Origin of the sequence: Spiroplasma endosymbiont of Stenodema calcarata, from assembly GCF_964031205.1 — a bacterium.
Lineage (GTDB): Bacteria > Bacillota_I > Bacilli_A > Mycoplasmatales > Mycoplasmataceae > Spiroplasma.
This window is the reverse complement of record NZ_OZ035018.1, coordinates 142,480-161,467: the sequence shown is the minus strand read 5'-3', so window position 1 is coordinate 161,467 and position 18,988 is coordinate 142,480. Positions and strand designations below refer to the sequence as shown.

Genomic DNA, 18,988 nt, shown 5'->3' with positions numbered 1-18,988 from the left:
TTCACCATAATTTTAAACATATTTTTATCCATAAAAGCTGCATAAGCTTCCATAACTTGATTTTTATTAAAAGTTTTTTTACTAATTGCATTGGAGCAATTTCTTTTGCAACAATTTTTGCAACTAATTCATCAAGAGTATAAACATTTAAAATTCCGGTATGGACAGTAATGTTTTGATACCATAATTGTTGTAAATTAAAGACAACAGGTTTGTTAAAAACACCAATTGTAATAATTGTACCATTAAAATTAACCATCTGTTGCGCTTGTTCAAATGTTCCACGATCATTACCAACACACATTCAACCACTAAATCATATTTAATATCAAGGTTACTCTTAGTACTATCATATCCCTTATGAGCTCCTAATTTTTTAAAATAATCTAATTTTTGACTATGATGACCATAAATATCAACTTCCTTATGATATTTATTTAGTAATAAGAGAATCGCAAGACCAATTGGGCCATCACCAATAATAGCAATGTTATTAATATTTTTAAAATCAACTTTTTTAATAACATTTTCATAAGCTGTCGGTAAAACATCACTAAGCATTAATGCATCAGCCAAATTCATTGTTGAAGAAATCTTTACGACACTGTTGTCACCATATGGGATCCGAACATATTCGGCATGAGTTCCATTAATTTTTGTTCCCAAAATAAAACCACCATTAACACATTTTGCAAAAACTTTTTTTAAACACCACTGGCAATTATTACAATGAATAATACATCCAATGGCAACACGGTCACCAACTTTAAGATTAATAACACTACCACCAACAGCAGTAATAATCCCAACTCCTTCATGACCCATAATTGTGTTAGGTTCAACACTATCATCTTTTCCTAAAAAAGGCCGATAATCTGCATGCGAGAAAGTAAATCCTTCAATTTTAACAATAATATCTGTTGGTTCAATGATAACTGGGTCTATTGTTTCCGTTCATTCAATCTTGTTTTTTCCTTGAAAAATTAATGCTTTCATTTTTTTATCCTCTTTTCATTCTCCTATGATTATACCGAAATAAAAATAATATCAAACAAAAAAGAATAAGTTCAATTAGCATCTGCAAGATTGCTTAAACTTATTCTGAGACTTGTAATGTTCCACGCTGAATTTCTAATGCAACATTAGGATCAACTAAATCTGTAAATAAACGTTGATGTGGCATTTTAATATTAAAATATTGACGAGAGTTTTTTCGAATTAATTCTTGGTTCTCATCACTCAAGTTTACAAAAATTCATGCATCAGTACAAACTGGTAAATTATTAAACATAATGACTTCCGCAGCATACATTTCTGCCAACTGAACACTATCTTTTATTCCATCATCAAATGGAACCAAAAAATTGTCTTCCAAGTCATAAATTTTATCTTCTGAAGGATCATTGGCAATACCAATCCCAACTTTGACTTCTTTTACGGTTTGATTTTGTACATATAAAGTGTAATTAATAATTTTAACTGTAGTATTAATATAATTAATTATTTCAATTAAGTAATTTAAATCACCATCATCTTCATATAATGCTAAATAAATATCTTCATGGCGATGAATACCAACAATATTTTCTGCCATCTTTAATGAATTCAAAATCGTTTCTTCTAAACTAGTAACAATTCACTGGCAAATTTCTTTATTATATGTTTTTCTAATTTCTTTTTCATTAATAAAACGAACAACAATTGAAGAAATTGATTGGTTATTATTCTCTTTCACATAAAAAGGTGGCAATTGCAGATTAGATAACGCAACCCGATTGCGATATTCATCAATTCGATTTTTACTATAAACATATTCTTTTAATATTGCAATCGTTTGTTCTGGCTGTCATATCATTTTATTTACCCCTTAGTATAAAAATTACCCTATTAATTATACTATAAAATGGGGCTAAAAGAAAGTCCTTAAATAAAGAACTAATGCGCTTTAATTTTAGAAAAAGATAAATCTTCTATCTTCATCCTACAAAAAAGGAATATTACAAATATTTTTGAATTACCTCTTTTAAAACTAAAAATAAAAGAATAAAATCCTAATTTTTTTGTTTTCTTTCAAAGTTTTAACTAAATTCCTATTATAGAAATTATTATCAAAAAATTAAATTTTATACTATGTATTGATATGAATACCATTCATTTTATCTTTATCAAAGAAATTAAATTTTATACTATTTTGACTATTTGTACCAAATCAAAAACCAAAATAGTTGGTTTTGCCAATATCATAATATATAAGACCAGGATTATGTTCTGGAATTAGTTTTTTATTATTATATCATAATTGATCTTGGCCATTCAAAAGTCCAACAGAAAACAAATCAAAATCTTCCATACTCTTTTCATTTTTATTAAGTCATGTTTTAAAATTTATTAAAATTAATTTTGAGACATCACTAAAACGAAAACCATCTGGTTTTTCTAACGGTCTAAGTTCTGCAAATGATATATTATAGACAGATCAATTAAACCAGTAATGATAAGATGTTTGTGTTAAATAATCTTTCATAAAATTTCTTTCTGATTTTATCCAAATATATTCAAAATGTATAATGTACGATGAAGCTCCAAAAAACAACTCTTGTTAGGGTTGTTTTTTGGAGCTTCATCGTACATTATACAAAATAATTAATAATTAAATTACCGAAATTATTTAACTTTGTGGTAAATCCTGGTTTTGAAATTAAAATATTAATATTATTTTGCTCCGAATCATTATTTACTAATTTTAAACCCAAAATATTAAAATATTCTAAATTAATCTTAAATTGACCTAAAACAATATTATTATCTTCAATCTTAAAATCTGGTAAGATTTCAGTTTGATAATATTCAACAAAATCAGTTGCTTGGGCTTCACTTATTTCGAAAATATTTTTACCATTCAGATACTTGAAAAAAACTACCCCAGCCTTATTATCACTAATTTGAAAATTATCAAATTCCGTACTGATTGTTGTAATAACATCAACATTGTCATTAAATGTCATTTGATAAGGTTGTAATTCAGCATTGCCTTTAATTACACTATCAAAATAATCTTGCAATTTTTGACCAAGAACACTGTTATCCTTACTATAATTAATATTAAACTCATCATATAATTCTTTAAAATATTTTGTATCCTTATCAAGCACAATTGCTTTAATTGTATTAAAAATATTTTTCTGTAAAACATTTAAAACATTATGTGACACTAATTTCTGAACACTTTGATATAACGGAACATTATTAGTAACTTCAAATTTATCACCAATTCAAGCATGCGATGTTAAATTTTTAAACTGAATTGTAATTATTGCGGAAAATAAAATTCCCACTGCTTGCAAATCTGATATATCTGCGGCCGGAAATTGTGTTTTAATTTTTGCTAAATCAACATAATTAACCCTACCATTAATCTTCTCATTTTCTAAAGTAATTGGCACCGAATTTAAATAATAATTAGAATATTCTTCTCTTAAATCAGCATTAACGACAATAACAACTTTTTGTAAAATTTGATTAAAAAAGACAATATATTCGTGATCAACCGCAGCAGTCAATTCATAGTTTTGATCGTTCTCATTCACTTTATTGTATAAATTTGCTAACAATGGATTTTGTTTTGAATCAAAATACAAATAACTTTTTAGTAAATTCTTAATTTTACTTTCTGCTTTTTGTTTTAGTTCTAATAAGATATTAGTATGTTGGCTATTATCATCAGGCTCCTCTTTTGAATTTGGTTTACAACTAACAACAGCCGTTGCACTAGTTACTGTCAACGAAAAAACTCCTAATAAACTAAGTAACTTTTTCATAATAAACTTTTCTCCCCTATCAAGCTTTTTGCTTTATTTAATTATATAATAAATTAAAAAAAAAAAAAAAAAGCAAAAGTTAACTATATTACTGGTAATTACTTCTTGCCTTTTTGTCTACTCCCACTATACTAAAAATTTCATCAAGATATCATTTCTTTTGCGATGGATTCATTCAATAGTTAGATAATAAAATCAATTTTCTGATAAAAGATTTTTACCAAATTTATTGGACTGTTTTTTACTTGATTTCATTCGATATTTATTAAAATATTTACTACTCTTGTTAAGGAATAATTTAAAATTTTCAGTTTGATTAATACTTCGTCAAAACAAGTTTGAAATCTTTTTTACAATGCAAATTCATAAGAAGGTTCCCCTTAACACTTTTATTTAGCGCTTGTGCCGTAATCGTTCATTATCACGTTGCTTAATTAATTCACGCTTATCATAATTCTTTTTCCCACGAACTAATGCAATTTCTAATTTAGCATAATTATTTTTTAAATACAACTTTAATGGAACCATCGTTAATCGTTCTAATTTTATTCGTTGAAAAATTTTTTTAATTTCTTTTTTATGCAAAAGAAGTTTTCTTGTTCGATCAGGGTCAGGAATATAAGCTGTTGAAAATTTATACTGCGCAACCACCATATTAATCACAAATGCTTCATTTTTTCGAATAATCACAAATGCTTCATTAATTGAGGCATCATTATTCCGAATTGATTTAATTTCACTTCCTGTTAAAGCAAGCCCAGCTTCATAAGTTTCAATAATTTCATAATTGTAGCGGGCTCTTTTATTAACTGTAATTATTAACATTGTAATCAACTCCTTGCCTAATTAACTAATTCAAAATCAATTTGCCGTAATTTCTTGCTTGCTTTTTTTACACGTATTCGTAATTTTTGTCCTAAAAAATATTCTTTTCGTTTTCGTTCTCCAATTAATTTTAAACTTTTTTGATCAAAAAGATAATAATCATCTTTCAAATCAGTAATGTGGACTAATCCCTCAATTGTATTTGACAACTCAACAAAAATTCCAAACGAAGTTACTCCAGCCACAATTCCATCATATTGATACCCAATTTTATCTTCCATATATTCTGCTTCTTTCATCTTATTAACTTCACGTTCACATTCCATTGCCCGTAATTCTGCTAATGATGATTGCTCACTAGAATGGTTAACCACGGAACGACTTTGCTCTAACTCATTCGCCTGAACTTTACCTTGAAATAAATATTCTTTCAACAACCGATGCACAAGCAAATCAGGGTAACGACGAATTGGCGAAGTAAAATGCGTATAACATCAAGATGCTAACCCAAAGTGACCATCATTAATTGGACTATACTTAGCTTTTTCCATACTACGTAAAACTAATGCCGAAATAACTTTAAAATTTTCTTTATCCTTTAATTTATTTAAAATTTGTTGTAAATCTTTTGAATGAATATTTTCCATCTTTCCTTTAATATTTAAACCTAAATACGATAATTGGGTGTACAAATCAAATAATTTTTTTGGCTTTGGTTTATTATGCACACGATAAACAAAAGGTAAGTCCATTCAATGAATTGTTTCGGCAACAGTTTCGTTAGCCCAAATCATAAAACTTTCAATTAGTTTTTCAGCATCTGCTCGTTCACGAGTAATAATTTCTTTAATTTTACCATTTTTGTCAACAATAAATTTTGGTTCATCTAAGTCAAAATCAATTACACCATCGCGCTCTTTCTTTTTTAGCAAAACTTGATACAGTTGATGGGCTAGAAAAAGCATTGGCATCAATTCAGGTGCAATATTATTTTTTTCATTTTGAAATAACTTATTAACTTCATCATAAGTTAAGCGCCCTTTTGAAATGATAACTGCCTCATAAATATTTGAAGTAACTAAATGTCCTTGCTCATCAATTTCCATTTCACAAGTTAAAGTTAAGCGTGGCTCAAAAGGATTTAACGAACAAATCCCATTACTTAATTTTTCTGGTAACATTGGAACAACCCGGTCAATTAAGTAAACTGAGCAACCGCGGTCAAGAGCATCTTTATCAAGAGCACTATTAAACGGAACATAATGTGCAACATCAGCAATCGCCACAGATAATAAATAATTTCCTTTGGCATTTTTTTGAACTAAAATGGCATCATCAAAATCTTTTGAATCATTGCCATCAATTGTCACAAACATTTCATTTTGTAAATCACGGCGCCGTTTATTTTGCAACGCTGCTTGTACATCAAGGTCTTGATTAATCTTATTAGCCTCATATAAAGTCTGTTCATTAAATTTAGTGGGTACATTAAATTCATGTAAAACTGCTAAAACATCAATGCCAATCTGATTAGCATTACCAATAATTTCCGTGATTTTAACTTTCATTAAATTTGTCTTATTATTAATATTAACAATAGTACCTTTAATAATTGTATTTTCAATCGCCTCTTTAACATTAATAATTTCAGCGCGGTACTGGGTTAATTTATTATTTAAAATTTCTAAATACTTTTCACCGTTACGATTCTTTTTAATAATTCCTACAACATATTCATTATTTCGTTTGATAACTTTAATAATTTGTGCTTCATCTTTTCTGCCATTATTAGGATGTTTACGATTTTTTAAAATAAATAGAACAGAATCTTGGTCCAATGCATTATTTAAATCATCTTGTTTAACAAAATATTCTTCTTGTCCATCAGCAAGTTTAACAAAACCAAATCCTTTTTTATTAACACTAATAACTCCTTGCAAATAAAGTTTTGGATCTAAATAATAAAATTGATTGTGACCTGTTATCGCAATAATATGATCGTTTTCTAATTCGACTAAAGTTTTCAACATTGTTTTGTTATCTTCAATATTATTAATTGTTAATAGTTGTGCTAATTCAATTGTATCCAGTGGTTTTGCCTGTTTTTTTAAAATCGTTATGATTTGTTCATGCATACAACTTCCCCCTAAATGAAAAAAGAGACATTTTTAAATCTCTTTAAAGTTAATGTGATTATTAGGAACCTACTTTTTAAAGTAATACTTTGGTTAATAAACATATCAATAGTGTAACAATTAATAATGTTGAACCAAAACTTAACATAAAGATTGATAATGTTCGGTCTAATCCTCTTTCTTTACTATTAGCAAATAATTCATCATTTCCACCATTTAAAGCACTTAATCCTGTTTGGGCTTTTTTGTTTTGCAACAAACCAATGATAATCATAATAATTGACACAACTAATGTTATAATTTCAAAAGCATAAATAACTGTATTTGCTGTTTGTGAATCAGTTGCTAAAAGCATTATACTTGATAGGTTCATTAAGACCGTCCTCTCTAACTTAATTTATGTCCTTATTAATAATACTATAATATTAAAGAAATTATAGCATTTTTATTGGTAATTTTTAATTATTTTGCTCAAGTTTATTTAAATAATGATAAATTCCGGACGCATTATTACTACCCATAATATCAAAAGCTAATTGTGCGATTGCTAAAGGCGTATGTTCCATCGCAATTGCATATGGCAAAACTTCAAAAGCAGAACGATCATTATAATTATCCCCAAAATATAAAACATTTTCAACCATAATATTTGCTGCTTGGGTTTGATTTAAAATATTAATTAGATGTAAAATTGCTTGTCCTTTGTTTGACTTACTATGTACAATATCACAACCATAATCAGATAATTGTTCCACATTTATCCGCTCCATTCCCCGCAACTCTTGGTACATTTCTTGAAAAACTATTTTTGAAGAATGTTTAGCCACAATTTTATTTGTACATTTAATTTCGTTAAATTGAAATGGTTTTGCTCTTTTCATACCATCTAAAAAAGCCCCCGCTTTAGATTTTAATTTTAAAAGATTTGATCCCACACAATATAAACTATCATCATTTTCATATGAAATTGTAAATTCACATTCGTATTTTAATAAGACCGCAACAACAATATGCACATCATCAATAGACATTAAATTACTACGCACAACCTTATTATTTCTTGCATCATAAACTAACGAACCATTAGCACCAATGACATACTGAGAATAATCCTTAATTTTTAAAGCTGTTGTATAGTCATCAAAGCCCAACGGCATCCGCCCCGATGCAATTGAAACATAAACACCTTGTTTTTGTAAACTAATTAATTTATTTTGGACTATCGGTTGTAACTCTTGTTGATCATTAATCAATGTTCCATCAACATCAGTTACAATTAACTTAATTTCATTATTATTAATTTTTAGCATTTGGACCTCATTTTCTATTTTAAAATAGTCTGATAAAGATAATCAGCAATCCCCGCCGCATTATTGTCTTTGTTAGTAATAGCAACTGCAACTTCTTTTAATTGTGGCACTGCATTAGCTAGTGCTATTCCATATTTTGCATTTTTAATCATTTCATAATCATTCATTTGATCACCAAAACACATTATTTCATCTCAATCAAGATGAATATTCGCATTATCTTTCAAAGCTGCAATTAGGCGCAAAATTCCTTGCCACTTATTAACATTCTTCGGAATAATTTCAATAAAACCATAACCAGTAACTTCTGTCCGTAAGGTTGGGCTAATAGCAATTTGTTGACGTAATCAATTTTGTTTTTCTTCATCATGACAAGAAATAACAACTTTCCGCATTTGGGGTATCTTGTCTCAATTAATTATTTCTGTTTTCATACCACTATTTCTTAGTAAAAAAGGGTCATCTACAACAACTTTTTTCTGTGAAACATAAGCCTTCTGCTCATCAAGTGGTGCTAAATAAAAATCATAACCAAATGCTTTGACAATTGTCATTGCTCATAAAGTATCCTCATATGAAACGACTTCATCATAAACATATTCCCTTGTTTTTAAATTTAAAACAGCCCCACCATTGCTACCAACAACATATGGGCAATTATCAATAATGTCTAACGCCATAGCATAAGCATGTAAACTACTAGCTACCCGCCCGGATGCAATTGTTACTAAAATACCCGCATCTTGTGCTTTTTGTAATGCTCTTATATTGGCCAATGGAATTATTTTTTCGCGGTCTGTTACTAATGTCCCATCAATATCACAAACAATCATTTTTACTGCCATAAGAATTCCTACTTTCTACTATTTGTTACTTATTATCTTATCGTGTTTTTATAATAAATTAACATAAAAAATCTCAAAAAGAGATTTTATTTTTTTTATTTAAGTAATAACTTGAACCTCATCAGTTAGAATTTTAACAAATTCTTGTTCAACTTGTAAAATACCACCACTAATGTTTAATTTGTGTTCCTCATTATTAATTTTATAGGACATTTCTGATGGAACAAGGGTTGAAACAACGGGGATATGGCCATACAAAATTCCCATATAACCAGTAATTGTTCTTACCGTTACAATATCAACTGGGTTATCAACGATGACCCCTTGCGGAGTAATAATTTTTAAATCAATTTGATTAGCCATCTTAATTATGTTTTAAAGCTGCCGCTGCTTTAATAACCTCATCGATTGTTCCAACATATAAGAATGCTTGCTCTGGTAAATCATCATATTTACCCATTAAAATCTCTTTAAAAGCCCGAATTGTTTCCACGACAGGAACATATTTACCTGGTTTTCCCGAAAATTTCTCAGCAACAAAGAATGGTTGTGATAAGAAGTTTCGAATACGCCGTGCCCGCGCTACCGCCATTTTATCTTCATCAGATAATTCATCCATTCCTAAAATTGCAATAATTGATTGTAACTCTTTAAATTTTTGTAAAATTTCTTGAACACCCTGCGCAACTTCATAATGTTCTTCACCAACTACTAATGGGTCCAACAAACGAGATGAACTTCCCAATGGATCAACCGCTGGATAAATTCCTAACGCCGCAATTTCTCGATCTAAAACAACTTTAGCATCCAAATGAGCAAATGTTGTTGCAGGGGCTGGGTCAGTTAAATCATCAGCCGGAACATAAACCGCTTGTACCGAAGTAATACTTCCCTTTTTAGTTGAAGTAATTCGTTCTTGCAATGCTCCCATTTCTGTTGCTAATGTTGGTTGATAACCAACCGCCGAAGGCATTCGTCCTAGTAGCGCAGAAACTTCTGAACCAGCTTGTGTAAAACGAAAAATATTATCAATAAATAATAAGACATCTTGATTTTTATCATCCCGAAAGTATTCCGCAATTGTTAATCCTGTTAAAGCAACTCGCATACGAGCTCCTGGTGTCTCATTCATTTGACCAAACACCAATGCTGTTTTATCAATAACTCCTGCTTCAATCATTTCAAAATATAAATCATTACCTTCCCGAGTTCGTTCACCAACACCGGCAAAAACAGAAATCCCTCCATGTGATTTTGCAACATTATTAATTAATTCTTGTACTAAAACCGTTTTCCCAACTCCAGCTCCACCAAATAATCCAATTTTTCCTCCTTTTGCAAAAGGAACTAATAGGTCAACAACTTTAATTCCTGTCTCCAAAATTTCAGCCGTTGTTTGTTGTTCTTCATATGATGGTGCTTCACGATGGATCGGGCGCATTAGTTTTGTTTTTGGTTGTGGTTTTTCATCAATCGCTTCACCAAGAACATTAAACATTCTTCCCAATACTTCTTCTCCAACCGGAACAGTAATCGGTGCTTTCGTATCAACTACGGACATCCCCCGAGCCATTCCTTCTGTTGGTCCTAAAGCAATTGTACGAACCGTATCATCACCAATATGTTGAACAACTTCTAATACTAATTTAGTTCCATTATTATCAACCGTAATAGCATTATACAATTCAGGTAAATATTCTTCTGCAAATCGTACATCAACAACAGGTCCTAATACCTGTACTACTTTTCCATTTTTGTCCATTTTCTTAATCCCCTCTTAATTTTCCTGTGCGCCTGCGCCAGCAACAATTTCCGTAATTTCTTGTGTAATTGCTGCTTGCCGCTTACGATTATATAATAATGATAATTTTTCTAACATTGCATTAGCATTATCCGTTGCATTTTCCATTGCAACTCTTCGTGATGCCTGTTCTGAAACTTGCGACTCAACAATTGTTGAAAATAAAATTGTATTTAAGTACATTGGTACTGCATTCTCTAAAATGGTTGCTGGCTCTGGTTCAAATTCCGTAATGACATGTAAGTGTTTAATTTCTTCTTTATTATTTACCTTAATAATAGGTAATAATTGTAAAATTGTTGGTTCAAAAGTAACATTATTAATAAATTTTGTATAAGCAATTTTAATTTCATCATAGCTATTACTATTAAAACCAGATAAAATTTCCTGGGCAAATTCACGGGCATCGTCATATGAAAAATTAATATCAATATCTTTTATAACATGATTAATTTTAAAACCTTTATGCAGATAAAATGATTCTGCTTTTGAACCAATCGCAATAATATAATCATTTGGCCGTAATTCTTTTAAAACTAATTTATTAATATTAATATTATAACCACCACATAGGCCCAGATTTGAATTGACAATAATTCAGCAAGTTTTTGCACTAGCTTTAGTTGGATCTTTCTTTTGATAAATTGAATTATCCGCTTTACTAATAATATCGTTAAAAACCGTATAAACTTCAGCAAAATATGGTTTCGCATTTGAAATTCGTTTTCCAACTTTTTTTAATTTTGCGGTAGCTACTAACTTCATTGCTTGCGTTATTTTTGAAGTTGAATTAATTGAACTAATTTGTTTTTTTAAGCCTGTTCCGACTGCCATTTTATCTAACCTTCTTTATCGTTCTAATTTGTTTCATTCTTCAATTCGGCCAAATCGTTCTGGTTTATAATCCGCAATTTTGTTCGTAACTTTTTTTACAACATTAATAATTTCGCGATCAATATTGGCCATTAACGTTTCACTATAAGCTTTTTCTTTTGCTAATTCATCATAATATTGTTTTGCTTTTGTCTTAAAATATTCAATAATTTCTTCTTTAAATTCCTGAATTTTGTCAACAGGAATTCAACGAATTCTTTTTTTATTAACAGCTAATAAAATGATTGCTTGATCAATTTGTGAAAGCGGAGCATATTGTTTTTGTTTTAAAATTTCAATTACCCGCTTCCCATGTTCTAAAACTTCTTTTGTAGTATCATCTAAGTCCGATCCAAATTGAGCAAACGCTTGTAATTCACGATACTGTGCCAATTCTAATTTTAACGAACCAGCGACTTGTTTCATTGCCTTAATTTGCGCAGCAGACCCTACCCGCGACACTGATAATCCAGCATCAACAGCAGGACGAATTCCCGCATTAAATTGGTCATTATTTAAGAAAATTTGCCCATCTGTAATTGAAATAACATTTGTTGGAATATAAGCTGAAATATCACCCGCTTGTGTTTCAACAATTGGTAAAGCAGTAATACTACCACCACCATATTCTTTTGTTACTCGTGCTGCACGTTCCAATAAACGACTATGTAAATAAAACACATCCCCTGGGTATGCTTCTCGTCCTGGTGGGCGATGTAATAACAAAGCCATTGTCCGATAAGCAACAGCATGTTTAGAAAGATCATCATAGATAATAATAACATTATCCCCAGATTCCATTCATTCTTCGCCAATTGTCACCCCAGTATAAGGCGCTAAATATTGTAATGGTGCCAATTCACTTGCTGTTGCTGAAACAACAGTCGTATATTCCATTGCTCCCGCTGCCCGTAATTTTTCAACAATTTGTGCAACAGTTGAAGCCTTTTGGCCAATAGCAACATAAATACACTTCACACCTTTTCCTTTTTGGTTTAGGATTGCATCAATTCCAATTGCTGTCTTTCCAGTTTGTCGATCACCAATAATTAGTTCCCGCTGACCTTTCCCAATTGGAATCATTGCATCAATCGTCATAATCCCGGTTTCCATTGGCTGATCAACAGATTTTCTTGTCATAACTCCTGGGGCAATTCTTTCAACTGGTCTTGTTTTTGTTGCTTTCAATGGTCCTTTCCCATCAATTGGTTTACCTAAAGCATTAACAACACGTCCTAATAAAGCATCACCAACTGGTGTTTCAACAATTTTTCCAGAACGACGAACTTGATCACCTTCACGAATAGTTGTGTCATCTCCCATTAAAACAGCACCAACTGCTCCTTCTTCTAAATTTAATACCATCCCAAAGATATCATTTGGAAAGATTAACAACTCACTCATCATCGCATTATCAAGTCCATCAATTAAAGCAATTCCATCACCAACCGTAACAACTGTTCCTTCTTCATGAATTTCAATTTTTTTGCCATATTCTTTAATTTGTTTTTTAATTATTTCAGAAATTTCATTTACATTTAAAGCCACTTTTTCCACCCCATCTTCTATTTATTGTGTATTGCTTTTTGCCGCATTGTTGCTAATTGTCCAGCAATTGAACCATCAATAATTTCATGTTTGATTTTAACACGAACACCGCCAAGAACTGATGGATCAATTTTATTAACTAACTCAATATGATATCCAAATTTTTTACTTAATTTTGTTTCAATTATTTCAATTTGTTTTTTTGACAACGGTTGAGTTGAAAAAATATTACCATAACGAACATCATACCTAATATTAATGATTTTTCGTAAACACTTAAAAATTCTTCGCACATAGGAAAACGCATCGCGATCAATTAATAAAAAAAGCGCATTCAAAATTAATGGATCAATCGCTTTTTGAAATGGTTTCGCTAAGATTTTTTTACGCTCCTCTTTCGAAATATCCGCATTCATCATTAATTTAATATAATCTGGATCTTGTTTAAACAATTCAACAATCATATTGCTTACTTCTAAATAATGATCAAGTTTGTTTGCTTCAAGGGCTAAATCCATTAAGGCCGCAGCATAATTATCAATAAATTTTTCACTAACTAACATAATCTGTTAATCTAAATCCTTAATAAAATCTTCCACTAATTTTTCATTTTTTTCTTTATTGATTTCTTTTTCTAATAATTGTTCAGCTGCATTAAAGGCAATATTAATAATTGATTTTCGAATATCATCTTTATATTGTTCTTTTTCCTTTTGAATTTCTTTATGAGCTTGCTCATTTAAACGTACTACTTCCGCTTTTGTTGATTCTAACACTTGATGTCGCTTTATTTCCGCTTCAGTCCGCGCATTAGCAAGAATCCCATTAGCTTCTACTTTTGCTGATGTTAATAATTTTGATGCTTCTTTTTGATCAATTGTTGCTTTTGCCTGCTTATTCGCCGCATCTTGAATTAATTCCCGAATTTTATTACGACGAGCGCGCATTGCTTTTCGAAATGGATTATAAACCCATTTTGATAATAAAATTAACAAAATAATTGTTGCAATTATATGCGCAATAAAAATTCATAAATTCGGAAATAATTGATTAATAATTTCTGATGGTTCAATTGGTTTTGACATTAATCATAACATAAGACATCCAAACCTTTCTTCTTAAAAATTCTTTAATATTATTTTAATTAACCAGCAACAAATGCTAAAATAATCGCAATAACTAATGCATAAATTGACCCTGATTCTGTAATAGCAGCAGAAATAATATATTGGGTACGAACTTTACCTTCAACTTCTGGATTACGTGCAATCGCTTCAACTGCTTTTCCCCCAGTGTATCCTTGCCCAATTCCTGAACCACAACATCCAATTGCAGCTAAACCAGCTCCTAATAATGACATTCCTTTTGTAAATCCTTCGTTAATTCCTGCCATTAATCATACACCAATCATATTTGACATTAAATCTAACATATTGTAATTCTCCTCTTCTTTAAAAAATATATAGTTTTATTTTAATACTTTTTTATCTATTTAATTGAACATTTTCAACATTTTTTCTTTTTTTAGGTTTTCTCAATTTAATTGTTTTTTCTTTATCTTCTTTTTCATCTGTATGCATTTCCATTGCTCAATATGCAATCGTTAAAATAGAAAAAATATACGCTTGAATTAAACCATCAAAAACATCAAAATAAATACTTAAAAATGGTAAAAAGACACCAGCTAATAAATCAACCGGTCCAATATAAGGGATTTGTCCTCAAATAAAGCCCATTAACGCCGTAAATAAAGCAATAATAACTGTACCACCTAAGATATTTCCAAATAAACGAAATGAAATCGAAATTAACGGTACAAATTGTGTTAATAATTCTAATGGATTAACAAACTTTTTAAAATACATCATTTTCTGATATTTAATCCCAAAATAATATATCCCAATAAAAGTAACTATTCCCATTGATAATGGCACTGTATAAGCAGTCGCAAGTGAATCAAAACCAACGACACTCATCAAATTACCAATCCCAATATACAATAATAAGTACATAACATAAACTGTTAAAAATTTATATTTTGGTCCCATTAAATCTACCACTTGTTTTTCAACTCATTTAATTGTAATTTCAGCAAAAAGTACTAAACCTGTTGGGACATCAGTTGGACCAACTTTTTTTAACCGTCTATAATAACCAATTGATAAAAGCATAATAATAAAAGTAGTTATCACTATCGTTACTAATTGCGGTAACAAAATTGTGTAACTTCATGCTTCAATTCCAGTTTTATTTGGATCAGGAATTAAATTCATTGCAAAAAGTTGATAAAAATTAACTTTCATCACTATTTATCGCTTCCTTTCTGTGCTTATGATATGGAAATTTAATATTAACAAACAATGCCGACAAGGGGCAAAGACTAAGCCCTACAATTACAGTATATATGCTAAAAAAACTAGTATTCTTAGCATAAATAACTATTGGTATAGCATAAATAACTAAGCGAACTAGGTACAATAAGATAAAAAAGTACTTATTTAAACTTATACTTAACAATCATCCCGAAAAACAAATGATTAGGAAACCTATAAGAGAAAACAAATACCCTAAAACTAATCCCGAGTATAAAGTTCAGTCTTGCGTTAAAGTTAAATATATAATCGTCAATATTGCAAATATTCCCAAAAGCATTATTAAACTTATTATTGACATTTTATATTCTACACCTTTAAAACGTTTTTTTCAATGTAATTTATTTTTTTTATTTAGTTCCAAAAATACGGTCTCCTGCATCACCTAGACCAGGAATAATATAGCCATGTTCGTCCAATCGTTCATCTAAAGCAGCAACATAAATATCAATATCAGGATGATGTTCCTCAATATATGCTTTACCTTCTGGTGCGGCAACTAAACACACTAATTTAATATTAGTTGCTCCCCATTCTTTTACTTTCTGAATTGCAAGATTAGCACTTCCCCCTGTTGCTAACATTGGGTCCAACACTAAAACATTTGCTTTTGTAATGTTTTCTGGTTTCTTTGCAAAATATTCATGGGGCTCTAATGTTTTTTCATCACGATACATTCCAATGTGGCCAATTTTAGCATTAGGAACCAAATTAATAATTCCATCAACCATTCCTAATCCAGCTCTTAAAATTGGAAATAAAACAATATCATTCGCAATTTTATATCCTTTTGTTTTTGCTACTGGTGTATCAATTTCAAATTCTTTTAATTCAATTTCACGAAATATTTCATAAGCCATTAATTGGGCAATTTCATCTAAATTTTCCTTAAATACTTTTGAGTTACTTTCTTTCTTACGCATCCTTGTTAATTTGTCTAAAATTAAGGGATGTTTTATTACAGTAAATGACATTAATTATTTTTCCTCCTTAATTTATTAGATTTTAACATAATTAAAAAGAGATACCAAGATTTAACAAATAATTAACAATAAAATTCAAATTAACTTTTCAAAAAAATCTTAACCGTTAGTTAAGATTCTTTTGCTAAATTAAAACTAAATTCACAATTTGGTGTTAAACAAGCAACAATACTTTGTTCACTTTCTTCTAAATGTCCCACCAAGTTTCGAATGCCATCATTTGCCATTTGCTTTGTAACAATTTGTAACTCCCCTTTATAATTCTGTGCGTTATTATTTAAAATAACAACATCACCTTTTTCAAAATATTTTCCCTTAAAATGACGAACTGGAATATCATTATGATGATATTTTAAACGCGAAAAAGTACTACGAATAATATATTCTGCCAAATCAGGACGCACAAAGTGGACACTTTGATCATTTAAAATTTTCTGTTCTACCGATGTGATGTCAACAGCTGGTTTTAAATTTAAAGTTATTTTATGTAAATTAATATTGGTCAAAACCATTAACTCCGTATCATTTAAAAACTGTGTTGAAACAATAATATCATCAACACCCAAGGCCACAAAATGACGAACTTGGAAATCTAATGATAAATCACGATGCATTTCAATACTTGGTAATTTATCATTATGCTGTCACGGTCCTTGGGCATCAGAACGTTGTAAAGCAACAAAAGCTTGTGACAAAATGCCCGATGCTTTTAAAGCTGTTATTTTTTCTGTAAAATATGACAATGAACTTGCAGTATAACGCTGTGGATAAAAATTTCAGCAAGATACTAAATTACTTTTTTTTGCTTGTAATGAAAGTAAATATGCTACTTCTTCTGCTGGATTTGAAGCATTCAAAATAATTTTAATATCTTGATGGTTATGAGTTAACTTTGCCATATCTTCAGGACTAACGCCACAATCAAATCGAATTCCTTTTAATCCTAATTCTATAATAAAGAAATCCATAATTTGTTCACGATTATTTTTATCTAAACCAAATTCCTCATAAACCGTCCCATCAACATCACCATAAACATCCATTCCTAACTTGTTAGCTATTTTTGTTAAGGATAAAAATCGTTGAAATACTTGTTGGTCACTTTTTTTGACATTAATTAGCGTAGTAAAAACAACCTTAATTTGAGCTTTGACACATTTTGTTAAATAACCTGCTAAATCATAGTTTTCTGCCATCAAATGAGGATATAGACTAATACCAAGACGCATAATAATTAATCTAAAACCTTTTTGGCCTGTAGTTTATCATACAAATCAATAAATTCTTTTGCTAATTCAATAACCATCTGTGCTGTCATCATTTGATCTTCGGCATGAATAAATAAAACCGGAATTTGGTGCTTAACACCTTGGGCTTCTTGTTGAATAATATTCATATGTTGTTTTTCTGCCGAAATAATATTTTGTTCTGCTTCTGCAATTAAATTATTTGCACTCTCAATGTTACCTTCTTTTGCTGTTTTAATTGCAATTAACGCATTTGATTTTGCCATTCCAGCAAAAGTAATAATACCAAATGATACTTTTTCAAAATTTATTTGTTCCATAATAATTTTCTCCTTTTCTTTATTTTACCTGTTTTATCTTTGAAAGGGCATAGTATCCTGTTCCATACATCCCCGCTTTATCTTGTAAATTAGAAATTTTAATTTTGAAAGTTTTTAACATAAAATCACCAATTCGTGCTTTAACTAAATTTTCAAGAATATGTTTCAATTTTACTCCTAGATTCGTGACGCCCCCCGCTAAAATAATTATTTCCGGATTCAAGATATATAACATTGTAACAATATGATATGCCAATGGAACTAAACCTTCAGTAATTGTGGCAATTGTGATTTCATCATTTTTATCAAATAATGTTTTAATATCTACTAATTTTAAATCCCGTTGTAATTTTGCTTTTAAATTACCTAAAGAACTCTCTTGTTGTTTATCAGCAACTTCGTTAATTAATTTTGTTAATCCTGTTGCTGATGAAACTGGTTCAATGCAATGTTCTAATCCACACGTGCATGGGAAATGATTTTGGAAATAACCACCATGACCAAATTCACCAGCATAACCATTTGCTCCGGTTCATAGGGCACCATTTAAAATAATACCCCCTCCAATTCCAGTTCCTAATGTATATAACAATAGTGATTCCTTTTTATCGTAAGTTTGATCTCAATATTCCGCTAATGCAGCGGCATTAGCATCGTTAATAATATGAACTGGTTTTTGAAAAATATCTTCTGCTTCTTTTTTAATATTAAAATAATGCCAATTTAAGTTCCCTGCCAAAACAACAATTCCATTTTTTTCATCTAAAAAACCAGGAATCGCAAATCCAATTTGACTTATTGTTGATCAATCAATTTGGTACTTATCTAATTGCTCATCAAGTTCTGTTTTTAGATTTTGTAATATTGCTTCTTTTTTTTGTTGCCACTTTAAATTCACAAAGAATTGCTTT

General features: G+C 29.9%; 22 protein-coding genes. All 22 read right to left on the bottom strand.

Features of this window, described 5'->3' with window-relative positions:
• Positions 1 to 147: 147 nt before the first annotated feature.
• The 22 genes from ACQH24_RS00830 to ACQH24_RS00725 all read right to left on the bottom strand — a co-directional run bounded on the left by ACQH24_RS00830 (position 148) and on the right by ACQH24_RS00725 (position 18,975).
• Positions 148 to 996 (bottom strand): alcohol dehydrogenase catalytic domain-containing protein, encoded by an 849-nt coding sequence (locus ACQH24_RS00830; RefSeq protein ID WP_425380165.1) that lies wholly within the window; start codon positions 994 to 996, stop codon positions 148 to 150.
• 100 nt (positions 997 to 1,096) lie between these two features.
• Positions 1,097 to 1,855, bottom strand: coding sequence for a hypothetical protein (locus tag ACQH24_RS00825; protein WP_425380164.1), 759 nt, complete (start codon positions 1,853 to 1,855; stop codon positions 1,097 to 1,099).
• Between the two features lie 273 nt (positions 1,856 to 2,128).
• A complete protein-coding gene (locus ACQH24_RS00820) occupies positions 2,129 to 2,524 on the bottom strand; it encodes a hypothetical protein (protein ID WP_425380163.1) in 396 nt (131 codons plus the stop codon).
• Between the two features lie 106 nt (positions 2,525 to 2,630).
• A complete protein-coding gene (locus tag ACQH24_RS00815; RefSeq protein ID WP_425380162.1) occupies positions 2,631 to 3,818 on the bottom strand; it encodes a lipoprotein in 1,188 nt (395 codons plus the stop codon).
• Positions 3,819 to 4,211: 393 nt separating this feature from the next.
• Complete coding sequence (gene smpB / locus ACQH24_RS00810; protein ID WP_425380671.1) at positions 4,212 to 4,649, bottom strand: SsrA-binding protein SmpB; 438 nt, start codon at positions 4,647 to 4,649, stop codon at positions 4,212 to 4,214.
• 11 nt (positions 4,650 to 4,660) lie between these two features.
• Complete coding sequence (rnr, locus tag ACQH24_RS00805; RefSeq protein ID WP_425380161.1) at positions 4,661 to 6,778, bottom strand: ribonuclease R; 2,118 nt, start codon at positions 6,776 to 6,778, stop codon at positions 4,661 to 4,663.
• 76 nt (positions 6,779 to 6,854) lie between these two features.
• The gene (gene secG, locus ACQH24_RS00800; protein WP_425380160.1) at positions 6,855 to 7,151 is read right to left on the bottom strand and encodes a preprotein translocase subunit SecG; all 297 of its coding nucleotides are present in this window, start codon (positions 7,149 to 7,151) and stop codon (positions 6,855 to 6,857) included.
• A gap of 85 nt (positions 7,152 to 7,236) precedes the next feature.
• A complete protein-coding gene (locus ACQH24_RS00795; RefSeq protein ID WP_425380159.1) occupies positions 7,237 to 8,088 on the bottom strand; it encodes an HAD-IIB family hydrolase in 852 nt (283 codons plus the stop codon).
• Between the two features lie 14 nt (positions 8,089 to 8,102).
• On the bottom strand, positions 8,103 to 8,933 hold the full coding sequence (locus ACQH24_RS00790; protein WP_425380158.1) for a Cof-type HAD-IIB family hydrolase: 831 nt from the start codon (positions 8,931 to 8,933) through the stop codon (positions 8,103 to 8,105).
• A gap of 99 nt (positions 8,934 to 9,032) precedes the next feature.
• The gene (locus ACQH24_RS00785; RefSeq protein ID WP_425380157.1) at positions 9,033 to 9,296 is read right to left on the bottom strand and encodes a FoF1 ATP synthase subunit delta/epsilon; all 264 of its coding nucleotides are present in this window, start codon (positions 9,294 to 9,296) and stop codon (positions 9,033 to 9,035) included.
• A gap of 1 nt (position 9,297) precedes the next feature.
• Positions 9,298 to 10,695, bottom strand: a complete 1,398-nt coding sequence (atpD, locus tag ACQH24_RS00780) for a F0F1 ATP synthase subunit beta (protein ID WP_425380156.1) — start codon at positions 10,693 to 10,695, stop codon at positions 9,298 to 9,300.
• Positions 10,696 to 10,710: 15 nt separating this feature from the next.
• The gene (atpG, locus tag ACQH24_RS00775) at positions 10,711 to 11,568 is read right to left on the bottom strand and encodes an ATP synthase F1 subunit gamma (protein WP_425380155.1); all 858 of its coding nucleotides are present in this window, start codon (positions 11,566 to 11,568) and stop codon (positions 10,711 to 10,713) included.
• Positions 11,569 to 11,583: 15 nt separating this feature from the next.
• Positions 11,584 to 13,155: a F0F1 ATP synthase subunit alpha gene (gene atpA / locus ACQH24_RS00770; protein ID WP_425380154.1), complete on the bottom strand. Its 1,572-nt coding sequence runs from the start codon at positions 13,153 to 13,155 to the stop codon at positions 11,584 to 11,586.
• Positions 13,156 to 13,172: 17 nt separating this feature from the next.
• Complete coding sequence (locus ACQH24_RS00765) at positions 13,173 to 13,718, bottom strand: F0F1 ATP synthase subunit delta (protein WP_425380153.1); 546 nt, start codon at positions 13,716 to 13,718, stop codon at positions 13,173 to 13,175.
• A 6-nt stretch (positions 13,719 to 13,724) separates the two neighbouring features.
• Positions 13,725 to 14,252 carry a F0F1 ATP synthase subunit B gene (atpF, locus tag ACQH24_RS00760; protein ID WP_425380152.1) on the bottom strand — a complete coding sequence of 176 codons (528 nt, stop codon included), beginning with the start codon at positions 14,250 to 14,252 and terminating at the stop codon, positions 13,725 to 13,727.
• A gap of 47 nt (positions 14,253 to 14,299) precedes the next feature.
• Positions 14,300 to 14,587: an ATP synthase F0 subunit C gene (gene atpE / locus ACQH24_RS00755; RefSeq protein ID WP_425380151.1), complete on the bottom strand. Its 288-nt coding sequence runs from the start codon at positions 14,585 to 14,587 to the stop codon at positions 14,300 to 14,302.
• 52 nt (positions 14,588 to 14,639) lie between these two features.
• Positions 14,640 to 15,458, bottom strand: coding sequence for a F0F1 ATP synthase subunit A (locus ACQH24_RS00750; protein ID WP_425380670.1), 819 nt, complete (start codon positions 15,456 to 15,458; stop codon positions 14,640 to 14,642).
• The gene (locus ACQH24_RS00745; protein WP_425380669.1) at positions 15,448 to 15,807 is read right to left on the bottom strand and encodes an MG406 family protein; all 360 of its coding nucleotides are present in this window, start codon (positions 15,805 to 15,807) and stop codon (positions 15,448 to 15,450) included. The genes ACQH24_RS00750 and ACQH24_RS00745 overlap by 11 nt, the downstream gene beginning before the upstream one ends.
• A gap of 70 nt (positions 15,808 to 15,877) precedes the next feature.
• On the bottom strand, positions 15,878 to 16,501 hold the full coding sequence (gene upp, locus ACQH24_RS00740; RefSeq protein WP_425380150.1) for a uracil phosphoribosyltransferase: 624 nt from the start codon (positions 16,499 to 16,501) through the stop codon (positions 15,878 to 15,880).
• Between the two features lie 119 nt (positions 16,502 to 16,620).
• Positions 16,621 to 17,706, bottom strand: a complete 1,086-nt coding sequence (locus tag ACQH24_RS00735) for a MupG family TIM beta-alpha barrel fold protein (RefSeq protein WP_425380149.1) — start codon at positions 17,704 to 17,706, stop codon at positions 16,621 to 16,623.
• A 38-nt stretch (positions 17,707 to 17,744) separates the two neighbouring features.
• Positions 17,745 to 18,077, bottom strand: a complete 333-nt coding sequence (locus ACQH24_RS00730; RefSeq protein ID WP_425380148.1) for a PTS lactose/cellobiose transporter subunit IIA — start codon at positions 18,075 to 18,077, stop codon at positions 17,745 to 17,747.
• A 19-nt stretch (positions 18,078 to 18,096) separates the two neighbouring features.
• Positions 18,097 to 18,975, bottom strand: a complete 879-nt coding sequence (locus ACQH24_RS00725) for an ROK family protein (protein WP_425380147.1) — start codon at positions 18,973 to 18,975, stop codon at positions 18,097 to 18,099.
• Positions 18,976 to 18,988: the final 13 nt, after the last annotated feature.